The organism is Lentzea nigeriaca, assembly GCF_016907955.1.
Taxonomy (GTDB): Bacteria; Actinomycetota; Actinomycetes; order Mycobacteriales; family Pseudonocardiaceae; genus Lentzea; species Lentzea nigeriaca.
Genome location: NZ_JAFBCX010000003.1, coordinates 44,134 through 58,359 on the forward strand (window position 1 = coordinate 44,134; position 14,226 = coordinate 58,359).

Annotated in this window: 12 protein-coding genes; 3 read left to right on the plus strand and 9 right to left on the minus strand. The window is 70.6% G+C overall.

The features are described from left to right. Positions 1-158 precede the first annotated feature (158 nt). Complete coding sequence (locus tag JOD27_RS11200; RefSeq protein ID WP_204762118.1) at positions 159-1,745, minus strand: carboxylesterase/lipase family protein; 1,587 nt, start codon at positions 1,743-1,745, stop codon at positions 159-161. Positions 1,746-1,936: 191 nt separating this feature from the next. Here JOD27_RS11200 and JOD27_RS11205 point away from each other — a divergent pair, with 191 nt between their 5' ends. Further along, a complete protein-coding gene (locus JOD27_RS11205) occupies positions 1,937-3,283 on the plus strand; it encodes an alpha/beta hydrolase-fold protein (RefSeq protein WP_204762119.1) in 1,347 nt (448 codons plus the stop codon). Here the strand turns inward: JOD27_RS11205 and JOD27_RS11210 are convergent. From JOD27_RS11210 to JOD27_RS11220, 3 genes are read right to left on the minus strand one after another with little or no spacing between them, the layout of a single operon-like run. Continuing rightward, entirely contained in the window at positions 3,263-3,598 is a 336-nt protein-coding gene (locus tag JOD27_RS11210; RefSeq protein WP_204762120.1) for an AtuA-related protein, read from the minus strand. The genes JOD27_RS11205 and JOD27_RS11210 overlap by 21 nt on opposite strands. Then, entirely contained in the window at positions 3,585-4,871 is a 1,287-nt protein-coding gene (locus tag JOD27_RS11215) for an acyclic terpene utilization AtuA family protein (protein WP_204762121.1), read from the minus strand. The genes JOD27_RS11210 and JOD27_RS11215 overlap by 14 nt, the downstream gene beginning before the upstream one ends. A gap of 17 nt (positions 4,872-4,888) precedes the next feature. Continuing rightward, positions 4,889-6,163: a CitMHS family transporter gene (locus JOD27_RS11220; protein WP_204762122.1), complete on the minus strand. Its 1,275-nt coding sequence runs from the start codon at positions 6,161-6,163 to the stop codon at positions 4,889-4,891. An 82-nt stretch (positions 6,164-6,245) separates the two neighbouring features. Here JOD27_RS11220 and JOD27_RS11225 point away from each other — a divergent pair, with 82 nt between their 5' ends. Further along, positions 6,246-7,193 (plus strand): LysR family transcriptional regulator, encoded by a 948-nt coding sequence (locus JOD27_RS11225; protein ID WP_204762123.1) that lies wholly within the window; start codon positions 6,246-6,248, stop codon positions 7,191-7,193. A 65-nt stretch (positions 7,194-7,258) separates the two neighbouring features. Here JOD27_RS11225 and JOD27_RS11230 read toward each other — a convergent pair whose 3' ends face one another. From JOD27_RS11230 to JOD27_RS11240, 3 genes are all read right to left on the minus strand, one after another. Then, positions 7,259-7,873, minus strand: coding sequence for a cysteine hydrolase family protein (locus JOD27_RS11230; RefSeq protein WP_204762124.1), 615 nt, complete (start codon positions 7,871-7,873; stop codon positions 7,259-7,261). Between the two features lie 126 nt (positions 7,874-7,999). Further along, positions 8,000-9,769 (minus strand): fatty acyl-AMP ligase, encoded by a 1,770-nt coding sequence (locus tag JOD27_RS11235; protein WP_204762125.1) that lies wholly within the window; start codon positions 9,767-9,769, stop codon positions 8,000-8,002. After that, complete coding sequence (locus JOD27_RS11240; RefSeq protein ID WP_204762126.1) at positions 9,769-11,451, minus strand: fatty acyl-AMP ligase; 1,683 nt, start codon at positions 11,449-11,451, stop codon at positions 9,769-9,771. Before JOD27_RS11240 ends, JOD27_RS11235 begins: the two co-directional genes overlap by 1 nt. 145 nt (positions 11,452-11,596) lie before the next feature. Here JOD27_RS11240 and JOD27_RS11245 point away from each other — a divergent pair, with 145 nt between their 5' ends. Next, positions 11,597-12,877, plus strand: a complete 1,281-nt coding sequence (locus tag JOD27_RS11245) for a beta-ketoacyl-[acyl-carrier-protein] synthase family protein (protein WP_204762127.1) — start codon at positions 11,597-11,599, stop codon at positions 12,875-12,877. On the opposite strand, the gene JOD27_RS11250 is transcribed toward JOD27_RS11245, so the two are convergent. After that, the gene (locus JOD27_RS11250) at positions 12,861-13,493 is read right to left on the minus strand and encodes a LuxR C-terminal-related transcriptional regulator (RefSeq protein ID WP_204762128.1); all 633 of its coding nucleotides are present in this window, start codon (positions 13,491-13,493) and stop codon (positions 12,861-12,863) included. The two genes, JOD27_RS11245 and JOD27_RS11250, sit on opposite strands and share 17 nt — an antisense overlap. Further along, on the minus strand, positions 13,493-14,197 hold the full coding sequence (fabG, locus tag JOD27_RS11255) for a 3-oxoacyl-ACP reductase FabG (RefSeq protein ID WP_204762129.1): 705 nt from the start codon (positions 14,195-14,197) through the stop codon (positions 13,493-13,495). The genes JOD27_RS11250 and fabG overlap by 1 nt, the downstream gene beginning before the upstream one ends. Positions 14,198-14,226 lie beyond the last annotated feature (29 nt).

Below are 14,226 nucleotides of genomic sequence, written 5' to 3' on the forward strand. Positions count from 1 at the left end.
TGGTGGATGAAGGCGCCCTACATCATGAGCGTTGCTCGACCTTGTTGACGACAGGGCCTCGATGGGGGCGTTCACAGCCGTCCGGCTGACCCGTTCGCCTCGACTCCGAAGCAGTGACGCAGCAGCCGATGGGCCCGGAAGCAGCCCGAACGGGATCGTCAGGTCGTGCCCTGGACCCACAGGTCGCAGTTGTGCTGGGCACCAAGGGTTCGGGCGGAGACGAGAGTCGAGCCGCCGGCGTCGAGTGACATCACCCGTGCCGTGCCGGTGAAGGCGGGCCAGGGTGTTCGTCCCGCCGTGCCGGGCCGGCCGGTGCGCACGAAGTTGCCCCAGGCGTCGACCATGGTCGTGGCCAGGCGCCGCTCGGCGGCGGTGAACGTGGGCGCGATCGGAGTGCCGTTGTCGAAGCTGGGCCACAGGTAGGCGAGTTCGGCGGCGTGGCCTGCGCCCCAGACGAAGCCGGGGATGGGAGTGAGGCCGGGCCCGGTGCGGTGGGCGAACTCGTAGGCGAACGTGCGGGTGTACCGGGCGAAGACGCGAGTGAGCTCCAGGTTGGGGCAGCCGCCGACGCGGGCGATCAGACCGGCGTCGGTCATGATCGCGCCGACCAGGTACACCGGTGTGAACCTGTCGGCGCCCGCCGGCCAGGGATAGCGCGCGAGCACCGCTTCCGCCTGGTTCGGGAAACTCGCCCGTACGAACGCCTCGTACGCGTTCCGGTCCTGGCCCGCGAACCCCAGTGCGAACGAGCGTCCCTCGTCGCGGGTCGCCCCGATCACGATCGGGACCCTGGCGAAGGCTCCGCTGTGCACGGCGGCGTCCGGGGCCTGCGGCAGCGCCGGGACACCGTCGACGAACCCGGCGTTCACCTGGGTGTCGACCAGACGGCCGGGCGGCAGTGCGCGCAGGCAGGTGACGGCGGTCGCGGGGTCGGTGCAGCCGAGTGCCCGCGCGGCCGCGGTGCCGGACGTCTCGGCCTGGGCGAGGGTCTGGCTGTAGCACGAACCGCTCTGGATCATGGCGGCGCGGAACAGGCCGCGGGAACCGGGCGCGGTGAGGTGAGTGCAGACCGACCAGCCGCCCGCCGACTCACCGCCGATGGTCACCTGCCGCGGGTCTCCGCCGAAGGCGGCGATGTTGTGCTGTACCCAGCGCAGCGCGGCCTGCTGGTCGAACAGGCCGTAGTTGCCGGACTGCCCGCGACCTTCGGCGGTCAGACCGGGATGGGACAGGAAACCGAACGCGCCCAGCCGGTAGTTGATCGTCACCACGACGGCTCCGGTGCGGCTGACGATCAGGCTGCCGTCGTGCTGGTTCGAGCTGCCGTTGCGCAGGCCGCCGCCGTGGATCCAGACGTACACCGGCCGGTTTCGTCCACTGTGGACCGAAGAGGGGCGCTGGACGTTGAGGAACAGGCAGTCCTCGTTCTCCGACCGCGGCCCGTTGGAACTCGCCGCGGCCGGGCACCGGTTGCCGTAGGACGTCGCCGAGCGCATTCCCGGCCAGGTTCGGGCAGGCTGCGGTGGTCGCCATCGCAGCGAGCCGACAGGTGGGGCCGCATAGGGCACACCGAGAAAGCTGTCCACTCCGCCGCTTCGGGCGCCGCGCAGGACTCCGGTGTCGACCCGTGCGACGGGTGCCCCGTGGGCCGCCTCGACATCCGTGTCCGGCGCCGCCGCGGCGGCGTCGGACATCGGCGCTGCGAGCATTGCCGCGATCAGTCCCGCTATGATCCGGTTTCGCATCCTCGCCTCCTGGAAGTTCGACCGGCGGCGTTACCTGATCGTTCTGCGCCCGGCATGGCCGTGTCCAACATCAATGCCGCACGCACTGATGATCTGAACGCATCAATACATCGAACATTGCTGTTGGACCACGCGCATCGTCCGGTCACACACTCAGGTCACGCCGCCGCTCGACGACGAGACGAGGGCCCATGAGAGCGATTTCGAGGCGCACCGCACTCACCCTGGCCGCGAGCGTGGCAGCTTCTCCCGCCGTGGGCACCACGGCGTCCGCGGCACACACGGCGTCCGGGCGGAACCCCGTCGTGCACGCCGACCTCATCACCACCGTGACACCGAGCGGCAACTGGCGGGTGACCGCCGTGGCCATCCGGTACGCGGCACGCATCGACCTGCGCGGCGGCACGATCCCGGTGGCCGCGTTCAAGGTCACCGCCACCGTCAACCGGCAGACCGCGCCGCGGACCGTGACCAGGGTCTATCCGAACACCTCCCCCGAGGTGGCCGATCGCGGCCGGCCGGGCGAGTACCTGATCATCGAACTGGCCGTGGACGACGCCAACGCGCTCGCGGCCGGCACCGACCCGTTCCCGCTCGACCGGAAATACGCGATCCGGCAGGTGGCGGACCTGACGACCCCCGCGGGCGACGTCGTCCTGCCGTCCAACCCACTCGCCGTTCGCAACGACGGCGTGCTCAACCCGGTGGTCGACGACTTCACGGCAGGCTCGTTCGTCGACTCCACCGGTTTCGAACTCGGCTTCCGGCTCTGCCAGCCGCCGGATGTCCTGGCCGGCACCAGGTATCCGTTGGTCGTCACCCTGCACGGCGGCGGAGAAGTCGCCGACAACAACATGACCCAGCTGACCGCCAACCGGGTCGCGGTCACGTTCGCCACGCCGGAGCGCCGCCGCAGCCACCCGGCGTTCGTGCTCGCGCCGCAGATCCCGTTGCCACGCCCCATGCAGGGTCCCGACGGCACGGACTGGACCGACCCGCGGGTGCAGAAGGCGACCGTCGAGCTCATGGACACGGTCACGGCCCTGTACCCGGTCGACGCCGATCGGATCTACCTCGTCGGTCTGTCGTCCGGCGGTCGTGGCGTGTTCAGCCTGTTGCCGAAGTACCCAGGCAAGTTCGCCGCGGCCGTGCCCACCGCAGGCTGGGGCGATCCCTCCACAATGGACCGGATGGTGGACGTCCCGCTGTGGGCGGACCATTCGGTCGACGATGCGACCGTCCCGTATCGCGAGGGCCGATTCGGCAAACCCGGCACCTGGACGCTCATGAACGCGCTGGAGGCGGCGGGCGCGAAGGTGACCCGTGGCGAGTGGGCCAACAACCTGCCGAAGGCGGAGTTCGAGGCACGGTCACGGGAGCTGCTGCGCACGGCGACCGCGGCAGGCGGTCATGTCCTGTTCACCAGCTACTCACCTGGAACAACGGCGGTGAACCCGCACTTCGCGTGGGCGCAGACCTACGAGAACGACGTTGTCCTCGACTGGCTGTTCGCCCAGTCACGTCGCCGCCCGCGGTAACGGCGTCCAGGCCACGTCGATGGGCAACGACAACAGCCTGGAGCTCAACGACTTCCCGTGCGTGTCGAGTGCCAGCGAGGTCGTCACACCGCCGTCGACGACCTGGTGGCACACGAAGTGCAGGGCCGACAGGAGCGGCAGTTCGTGGCGGACCACCTCACCGGCCACGAACTCCGCCAGGTGCTCGCGGACCCGCTCGGCGGTGACCTCGCGCGACAACAACGGGAAAAGGTGTTCCTCGTAGGGGAAAACCGACAGGGTGGCGACGTTGCCCTTGTCACCGGCGCGGCAGTGGGCGAGATCATGGAGCAGCATCGGCGGCCTCCACCACGGTGACCACGGGTCGCACGAGGTCCCGCGGGATGAGGGTCGACGCGATCCCGAGCACCTCACCGATGTGCACCCGGACCCCGCCACCGCCGGCGGGCCCGTTGGTGTACAACGACTCGACCTCGTCACCGATCGCGTCGAGCACCGCGTCGTCACGGCTGATCGCGGCCACCCGCAGCCGGCAGTCCGTCTCGCCGCCGAGCACCTCGGCCCGCAGCGGCCGGCCGGACAGCCGGGTGGTGACGATCTCCCCAGCCAGCGCGGCCCGCGCGGCGGCGTTCGGGCCCACGTACGAGATCTCGGCTTCGATCTTCTTGCCCGCCCGGTACCCGACGCTCACCTTGAGCCGGTCAGGCCGCGGGGCCCCGCGCGCGCCCGCGACCCGCACGCCGCCCCGGTGCTCGTCGACGGTGACGGCGCGGACGTCGAGGACGACGTCGGGTGTCCGGTACGCGGCCGGATCGGTGATCTCGTACAGCAGTTGCTCCCGCACGGTCGCACGGGACAGCACTCCGCCGGTGCCGGCCAGCTTGCCCAGTTCCGCGGTCCCGTCCGCGGCGACGTCGGCGAACGGGAAACCCAGGTGCGCGAGGTCCGGCACGTCCTGGTAGCCGGGATCGGCGAAGTAGCCGCCCGTCAGCTGGCCCGCGCACTCCAGCAGGTGCCCGACGAGGGTTCCGGCGGCGGTCGTCGCGACGTCGCCGGGGTCCCAGCCGAGCCGGTGCGCGAGCGGCGCGAGGAACAGCGACGGGTCCGCGACCCGTCCGGTGATGACCACGTCCGCGCCCGTCTCCAGCGCCATCGCGATCGCGTCCGCGCCGAGATAGGCGTTCGCGGAGACGATCTCGCCGTGCTCGCGCAGCGGAATGCCGTTCTCCCAGGCGGGTGCGTCCAGATCGATCTCGGCGAGCACGTCGTCCCCTGTCACGACGGCGACCGCGGCCCGTGCGCCGATCCGGTCCAGCAACGCCCTGGTCACCCGGCCCGCGGCGAGCGGGTTGGCCGCGCCCATGTTCGTCAGCACCCGTACGCCGTGCTCGACCGCCGGCGGCAGCAGCCGGGCGAACCGGGCGGGCAACCTGTGGTCGTACCCGGCGGTGTGGTCGGCCAGTCTGCGCAGCTGGGCCAGCGCGATCGTGCGCTCGCCCAGGCATTCCAGCACGAGGTCGGCGAGCCCGGCGCGGCGCAGCAGGTCCTCCGCCGGCTCGATCCGATCACCGGCGAACCCCGCCCCGCAACCGATCCTGGTCGTCTGCACACCTCTCCCCTCACGCCCTAGATCGCGCCGGTGAGCAGGGCCACGACGGTCATCACGATCGTCGTGCCGAACGCCCACTTGAAGACGAACTTCTGGTGCGCGCCCAGGTCCACCCCGCTCATCCCGACGAGGATGAACGTGGACGCGGTCAGCGGACTCAGCGGGAAACCGGTCGTCATCTGCCCGAGAATCGCCGCAGTGCCGATCTCGGCCGCACTGCCACCGAACGCCGACGACGTCTCCGCGAGCACAGGCAGCACACCGAAGTAGTAGGCGTCCGGCGTGAACACCAGGCTGAGCGGCATGCTCGTGACGGCGACCAGGACCGGCAGCAGCCCGCCCGCGCCGTCCGGGATGACACCGGCCAGGGCACGCGCCATCGCGGGGATCATCCCGGTGCCGGTGAGGATGCCGGTGAACACGCCCGCGGCGAAGATCATCGAGGTGACCAGCACGACGTTGCCGCCGTGTTTGGCGAACAACTCCTGCTGCTGGGCCCAGGTCGGCCGGTTCACGATCACCGCGACCACGAAGGCGATCACGAAGGCGACCTCGAGCTTCGCGAACTGTCCGAGCAGCACCGCGATCAACGCGAGCGTGAGCACCACGTTGAACCAGAAGCGAACGCTCTCCGGCCGGGTCCTGCTGGTCTCGTTCTCGTCGGGTTCCAGCTCCACCACGCCGAGCCGCCTGCGTTCCCTCCGTCCAATCAGGACGGAGGCGACGAGCACCCACACGATACCCGCGGCCATGGCGGGGACAGCGGGCACGAACACGTCCGCACTGTCGAGCTTGAGCGCCGCCATGGCCCGCGCGGTCGGACCGCCCCACGGCACCATGTTCATCACGCCCGCCCCGAGGCAGACCACCCCGGCCAGCACCAGCGGACGCATGCCGATCCTGTGGTAGATCGGCAGCAACGCCGAGATGGTGATCAGGAACGTCGACGCGCCGTCCCCGTCGAGCGCGACGAGCAGGGTCAGCACCGCCGTGCCGACCGTGATCCTGAGCGGATCCCCCTTCGCCCAGCGCAGCACCCGCCGCACCGCGGGATCGAACAGGCCCACGTCGACCATCAGGCTGAAGTAGAGGACCGCGAATGTGATCATGATGGCGACCAGGGCGACCTTCACCAGACCGTCGCCGATCAGCGAGCCCAGCCGGCCGCCGAACCCCGTCACCAGCGCGGCCAGGATCGGCAACGCGGTCAACGCGATGAGCACCGACACCCGCCGGGACAGCACGGCGACCAGGAACACGGCGATCGTGATGAAGCCACTCGCGGCGAGCATCGTCCACCTCCTTCACGTGCTCCTTACCCTCTGGCGGACCGCTATCGCGATCAAGCATCGGTTTTCGATAGTTTGATGCGTTGTGCGCATGGATTTGACCGTCCAGCAGCTCCGCGTCGTCGTCGCCGTGCACGACGCCGGGAGCTTCACCACGGCCGCCGACACACTTCTGCTGGCCCAGTCGTCACTGAGCCGTTCGGTGCTGGAGGTCGAGCGCAAGCTCGGCGTCGCGCTGTTCGAGCGCACCACCCGCCGGCTGGAACCGACCGCGGAGGGCATCGAGTTCGTGGCGATCGCCCGCTCGACCCTCGCGACGTTCGACGCGAACCTCCGGCACTTCGCGGGATTCCTGGACGGGCGGCGAGGACGGGTGCGCGTGGCCGCGCTGCCGTCGCTCGCCGCGATCCTGCTGCCCTCCATCGTGTCGACCTACCAGCAGGCCAGTCCGGACGTCGAACTGTCCATCGAGGACACTCTGGCGACCGAGGTGCTGGACCGGGTGCGCGCGGGCGTCGTCGACTTCGCGGTCACCGTCGTGTCCGCGGTGGCCGAGCCGACCGACGATCTCGACGTCACCCCGGTGGCCACGGACAGATTCTGCTGCGTCTTCCCACCCGACCACGCCTTCGCACGCCTGCACGAGGTGGCCTGGGCGGATCTCGCCGGAGAGGCCTTCATCGCGTTCGACCGCACGACCAGCATCCGCCAGCACCTCGACCTCGCGTTCGCCGAGTCCGGCTCCCACCCGAGGAACGCGATCGAGGCACGCAACATCAGCGCCGTGGCGGGCCTGGTCGCCGCGGGCTTGGGCGTGTCGGCCGTGCCCGGCCTGGTGCTGCCGCTGACCCGGTTCGCCGGGCTGTCACACCGGCCGCTCGGCACACCACGCACCGAACGGCGGATCGCGATCGTCCGCGTGCCCCACCGGCCGCTCTCCCCTGCCGCGACGGCGTTCCGCGCCGCGATCACCGACGCCGGTCGCCAACGCGTTGCGCTGCCCCCGGAGAGCAGTTGGCTGCCACAGGGGTGAAATGGCTCCTGTGCGGCGGCACCGGCCGCGAACGACCGTCCGCACCGGTTGGTGTTCGACGATGGTCAGGTCAGTGCGGCGATGACCTGATCAGCGCTGACCGGGAGGGAGAACATCGGGTAGTCGAACGTGATCGCGTTGTCGTGTTCGGCCTGTGAGGTGGCTGCCACGCAGTCGGTCAGCGTGATGACGCGGTAGCCGTTCTCGTAACCGGTGCGCATGGTCGACTCGACGCAACAGTTCGTCAGGAACCCGCCGAGCACGATCGTCGTGATGCCCTTGCTGCGCAGCATGAAGTCGAGGTTGGTGCTGGCGAACGTGTCCAACCCGCGCTTGCCCTCCACCACGATGTCGCCGTCCTGCGGGGCGAGCTGGTCGGTGATCGCCGCGCCCCAGCTGCCCTTGACGAACGCGTTGCCGTCCACGACCCCCTTCAAGATCCCGTACGGGTGCGCAGAGATCTCGTGGTAGCCCTGCGCGAACGTGATCGGCGCATGCATGATCGTCGCCCCGGCCGCACGGGCCGCGGAGACGACCGCGACGGTCTTGTCGAGCATCCCGGTTTTGTCCATCACCTCGGACACCGCGCCGTGCAGCACACCGCCCTCGCTGGTGAAGTCGTTCTGATACTCGATCAGCACCACTGCGGTCGTCTTCGGGTCCAGCGTCAGCTCGCTCATCCGCTCATCCAACGTCCGCGACACACCCGCCGCAATCACCAGACCGGGTGTTCAGCACCTCGGCCTGGACATTGGAGGGTGTCAGTCTGCGAAGCCTGGCGTGCCGTCGACCAGACCACGGCTACGTCAACGCCCACTCCCGGACTCGATGCCGGCCGAGCCGAGCGCACCCGCGGTGTAGGCGTCCCGGCATCCCCCGCGTTGCAGTTTGCCGCTGGAGCTGCGCGGCAGCGATCCGGGCGCGACCACGAGGACCTCGTCCACTCGCACACCGTGTCCGGTGTGGACGGTCCGGCGCACCGCCATCGCGATCTCCTCGCGATCGACCTCGCCCAGCACCTCCGCCAGCACGACGACCTGTTCGCGCTGCCCGTCCTCGACGCCCAGCACACAGCAGGCGACCACTGCGGGATGTGCGGCCTCCGCGGTGGTCTCGAGGTCGTGCGGGTGGTGGTTCGCCCCGGCGACGATGATCACCTCCTTGGCGCGTCCGGTGACGAACAGCTCGCCGTCCCACCGGAACCCGGTGTCGCCCGTGCGCAGGAAGGTGCCGCGTCGGCCGGGCAGCTCGGCGTGGAAGACCTCGTCCGGACGTTTCCAGTAGCCGGTGCCGACGCTCGGGCCCTGCACGAAGATCTCGCCGATCTCGCCGTCCGCGCACTCCTGGAACGTGCCGGGATCCGCAACCACCACGGTGATCGAGGGCGAGACCGGGCCACTGCTCACCAGTCGCCTGCCGCCGGGAGGATCGACCGGCCGGACCCGCTGCTTCGTGAGCGCGTCGGCGTCGCAGCGCAGTATCACCGGTCCTTCCCCGACGACCGCGCTGGTGACCATCACCGTCGCCTCCGCGAGGCCGTAGCCCGGCACCAGCGTGCCCCTGCGCAGGCCCGCGGGGGCGAACACCTCGCAGAACCGGTCCAGCGTCTCCGCGCGGACCGGCTCGCCGCCGATGAGGGCCATCTCCCAGCCGCTCAGGTCGAGGTTCGCGAGCTGCACCTCCGGAATGCGCCGCACGCACAGGTCCAGCGCGAAGTTCGGCGCGCAGCTGTCGGCCCTGCCGAGCTGCGAGATCAGCCGCAGCCAGCTGATCGGGCTGCGGACGAACACCCCGGCCGGGAACAGCAGCGCGGACCGGCCGGCGTAGAGCGGGTCGAGCACACCGCCGATGAGGCCCATGTTGTAGTGCGACGGCAGCCAGGACACGCTCGGCGGGCGGGGCAACCCGTCCTCGTCGGACGGGCGGTAAAGGTTCTGGTGGATCAGCGCGAGGTTGTGCAGGACGTTGCCGTGGGTCAGCGTCACGCCCTTGGGCTCACCGGTGGAGCCGGAGGAGTACTGCAGGTACGCGGGCGAGTTGATGCCGATGCCGGGAGGGCTCCACCGCTCGGCGAGTGCCGGATCGATCTCGTCGACCGCGACGCGCACCAGGTCGGCCAGCGCGGGCGACTCCTCGACCACCGCGAGGCACTTGGCGAAGGTGAGGCCGGTGGACAGCAGCAACTCCGGCCCGCAACTGGCCACGATCGACTCGATGCGGCCGACCTTCAGGCTCGTGCGGGTGCCGTCGAGGGGTGCGACCGGGACCGCGATCAGGCCCGCGTACAGGCAGCCGAGGAACGCGATGTGGAAGTCCAGGCCGGGTTCGAAGCACAGCAGTGCGCGGGTGCCGCGCGGCGCCAGCTCGGTGAGCTGCGCCGCCAGCGCCCGCGCCCGGCGGTCGAGGTCGGCCAGCGTCAGCGCTTCCCACTCCGTTCGGCCGTCGGCGTAGAAGGAGTACGCCCGCATCTCGGGTTCGGCCTGGGCCCTGGCCCGGCAGAGGTCGACCAGGGTGGTGAACTTGCGCCTGCCGCCCGCGACGCCCTTCGGCAGCCTGACTCCGTCTTGGATGTGCATCACTGGCCTCCCAACATGAGCGCACGGCAGGCTGCGCGACGGAGCTTGCCGCTCGTCGTGAGCGGCAGCGTGCCCGGTGACATCAGCCCGACCCGGCTGAGCACGACACCGTTCTCCGCGTGCACCGCCGACGAGACGGCGTACCTGATGTCTTCCTGGGACGTGGTGCGGTGCCGGTGATCGACCTCGGCGAACACGACGACGTCCGCGCCGTCCATCACCGCGCACGCCGCCCGTACCGCGGGATGACTGCTCACCACGGTCGACTCGATGTCGTAGGGGTAGAGCTGACGGCCGTCGATCTCGAGCAGATCGGGGATCCGGCAGGTGACGAAGAGCTGACCCTCGAACAGGAATCCCAGGTTGCCGGTGCGCAGGAATCGGCGGCCGTCCACCAGCGCGCCGAAGGTGCGTTCGGTGCCGGCGGGGTCGTTCCAGTACCCCGCACCGATGCTCGGCCCGGACACGAGGATCTCACCGACCTCGTCCGGCCTGACCGGCACGCAGGTCTCCGGATCGACGATGACGACCCGTAGCGACGGATCCGGCTCACCGCAGCCGACCAGGCTGCGCGCACCGGCTCCGCTCGACGCGCGGACGACTCGCCCGCGTTCCAGTTCGGCCGAGTCGAACGGCCGGACCACCGGTTGACCCTCCAGCGGGCCACCGCTCACCAGCACGGTGGACTCCGCCATGCCGTAGCTGGGGAAGAAGGCCTGCCGACGGAAGCCGCACGGGGCGAACCGCGCGGCGAACCGGTCGATCGTCGCCGCCCGCAGCGGCTCGTCGCTGATCGCGGCGATGCGCCAGCGGCTCAGATCCAGGCCGTCCCGCTGGTCGTCGGTCACTCGGCGCAGGCACAGCTCGTAGCCGAGGCTGGGCGCGGCCGCGATCTCCGCGCCGTAACGGGAGATCGCGCGCAGCCAGTTCGCCGGCACCCGCGCGAACGACTGCGGGGACATCAGCACCGACAGCTGGCCGAGGAAGAGCGGTTGCAGCACACCGCCGATGAGGCCCATGTCGTGGAACACCGGCAGCCACGAGACGGTCGGTGCGAGCCGCCCGTAGTCCTCGTCCGGCCGCGAGCCGCCCCGGACGATCAGTTCGAGGTTGTGCAGCACTCCCGCGTGCGTCAGCACAACGCCCTTGGGCCTGCCCGTGGTGCCGGAGGTGTACTGCAGGTAGGCGATCTCGTGCCGCCCACCCGGTTCGGTCCACTCGGTGTCGCCGTCCACGACGGTGTCCGTCGCGAGCGCAACGATCGGCCGGTCTCCGAGCACGGCGTGCACACCGGCGACGGTGTCCGATGTGGACAGCAGGAGTTCGGGATCGCAGTCCTCGGCGATGGCGAGCAACCGGGCGTGCCGCGCGTCCCCGGCGGCTCGGCGCACCGGTGGTGCCGGAACCGCGATCACGCCGGAGTACAGGCAACCCAGGAACGCCGCGACGAACTCCAGTCCGGGTGGATGGCACAGCAGAGCACGCGATCCCGGCATCGCGAGCGACCGCAGCCGCACGGCGATCGCGCGCGCCCGGCGATCCAGCTCCGCGTAGGTGAGCGAGGCCGACTCCACCACACCGCTTTCCAGGAACACGAACGCGCGTTCCCCGCCTCTGCGGGCCACCTGTGTGCGGCACAGGTCCGCCAGGTTCGCCACGTCCGCCGCCGTTTCCGCTGACACCGCGCATCAACTCCCGCTCATCCCGGTTTCCTTGCGGTGCGGACGTTACGGAGATCAAGCGGCGACGTAATCGGTCGTGCGACGGAGGTGCGAATCAGTCCCGCGACCGCTGCCGCCGGGGACGTCGCGGTGTTCTTCTCGACACATGCCTCATGAACACACGTTCCTCGACTTCTCCGTGCTCCACCCGTCCCTGCCGCCACTGCCGGGCAGAGAGGAGGAGATCGTCGTCACGGGCCTCGGCATGACGACTCCTCAGGGCGGCGACGTCCAGTCCACTTGGGACGGGCTGCTGGAGGGCACCTCCGGTGTGCGGCTGCTCGACGCGCCGTGGGCGGCCGACCTGCCCGTGCGGATCGGCGCGCCGGTCCGCGAGGATCCCGGGACGTTCCTCGACCGCGTGGCCCGCCGGCGGATGGACCGCTGCCAGCAGCTCGCCGTCGTCGCCGCCCGGCAGGCGTGGGCGGACGCCGGAGCGCCGCAGGTGGAGCCGGACCGGCTGGCGGTCGTGTTCGGCACCGGGCTGGGCGGTGGCGGCACGCTGGTCGAGCAGTACGACCGGTGCCAGGAGCTCGGTCCCGACCGCGTGTCGCCGTTCACCGTCACCATGCTCATGCCGAACGGCCCGGCGGCCGCGGTGAGCATGGATCTCGGTGCGCGAGGCGGTGCGCACGCGCCAACCAGCGCGTGTGCGTCCGGCGCTGAAGCCATCGCCCTGGGTGCCGCGCTCCTGCAACGAGGACTCGCCGACGTCGTCGTCGCAGGAGGCACCGAGGCGTGTCTGGGCAGGTTGTCGATCGCCGCGTTCGCCAGGATGGGGGCGCTGTCCCGGAGGCACGAACGGCCGGAGGACGCGTCCCGGCCGTTCGACTCCGGCCGCGACGGCTTCGTCATGGGTGAGGGCGCGGGGGCGCTCGTACTGGAACGCGGCTCGTTCGCACGTGCGCATGGGCCCAGGATCGCCGCCCGGCTCGCCGGCGTCGGCATGAGCTCCGATGCCCACGACATGACCGCACCGTCACCGGACGGCCAGATCCGCGCCATCCGGCAGTCGCTGCGGTCCGCGGGCCTGAGTCCGTACGACGTCACGCACGTCAACGCCCACGCACCGGGCACCCCGGTCGGCGACCGCGTCGAGGCGGCCGCCGTGCTCGAGGCGCTGGGCCCGCACCCGCTGGTCACCGCGACGAAGTCGGTGACCGGTCACCTCATCGGCGGCGCGGGAGCCGTCGAGGCGATCTTCACCGTGCTCGCCGTGCGCGACGGGGTCATCCCGCCGACCCGCAACCTCGACGACCAGGACTCCGACGTGAAGCTGGAGATCGTCGCGGACCGGCCGCGGCACGCGCGGATAGGGGCGGCGATCTCCAACTCCTTCGGGTTCGGCGGTCACAACGTCGTGCTCGCCTTCACGCGGTCCGGCTGAGCAGTCCGAGCCGCTGCGCCAGAAGCGCCGCGTGCATCCGGTTGGGCTGGCCCAGCTTCGCGAGGATGTGCGAGACATGGGACTTGACCGTCGCACAGGTGAGATAGAGCTCCCGCGCGATCTCGTCGTTGCTGCGGCCGCGCGCCATCCTGACGAGCACCTGGCGTTCCCGTTCGCTCAGCAGCCCCAGCCCGCGGTCGGCCTCCTCGGGCGGGGGCAGGATCTCGAACCGGTCGAGCAGGCGCCCGGTCATCTCGGCGCACAGGTAAGCGTGGCCCCGCGCCACCGCGTACACCGCGGCGAGCAGCTCCTCGTGGCTCGACCGCTTGAGCAGGAAGCCGCGGGCACCGTCGGTCAGCACCCGGTGCAGCTGCTCGTCAGTGCCTTCCGCGGCAAGCACTATGACGCCGCCGCCGACGCACGTCCGCAGCCGCGCCAGTTCCGTGACATCCGCCGTGATCACCACGTGTGGCCGATGTCGTTGCGCGAGAGGCAATCCGTCGGCCGCCCGGGCCGTCTCCCCCACCACGACGACGTCCGCGGCTTCTTCCAATGCGAGCCGGAACCCTCTGCGGACCAGCACCTCGTCATCGATCAGCAGCACGGAGGCGGGCATCAGTGCCCCATTCCCAGGCCGCCGTCGACCGGGATGACGGCCCCGGTCACGTACCGCGCCGACTCACCGGCGAGCCACACGACCACCCCCGCCACCTCCTCCGGCTCGGCGAAGCGGCGCAGCGGAATCGACTCCCGGTACTGCTTGCCGTACTGCGTGGGCAGCGATGCCGTCATGTCCGTGTTGACGTATCCGGGTGCGACCACGTTCGCCGTGACACCCCGGCTGCCCAGTTCCCGGGCGAGCGACCGGGCGAGCCCGATCAGGCCCGCCTTGCTGGCGGCGTAGTTCGTCATGCCCGCGCTGCCGTACATCCCGACCACCGAGGAAATGAAGATCATCCGACCTTGCCGCGCACGCACCATGGGCGTGGCGGCGCGCTGGGCGCAACGCCACGCCCCGGTCAGGTTCGCGTCCAGCACCGAGGTGAACCTGTCCTCGGTCATCCGGGTGATGAGCGTGCTGTCGGTGATTCCGGCGTTGGCGACGAGGACGTCCACCGGCCCGAACTCGGCCTCGACCGCCGTGAACGCGGCGTCCACCTGCCCACCGTCGGTCACGTCGCACTTCACGCCGAACGTCCCCTCCGGGTGGTCGCCTCCGCGGTGCGTCACCGCCACCCGTGCGCCACCGGCGAGGAACGCCTCGGCGATCGCCCGGCCGATACCCCGGTTGCCACCGGTCACCAGAACTGTGCGGGTCATCGTGTGCACCTTTCGGATCATCGGCGTCC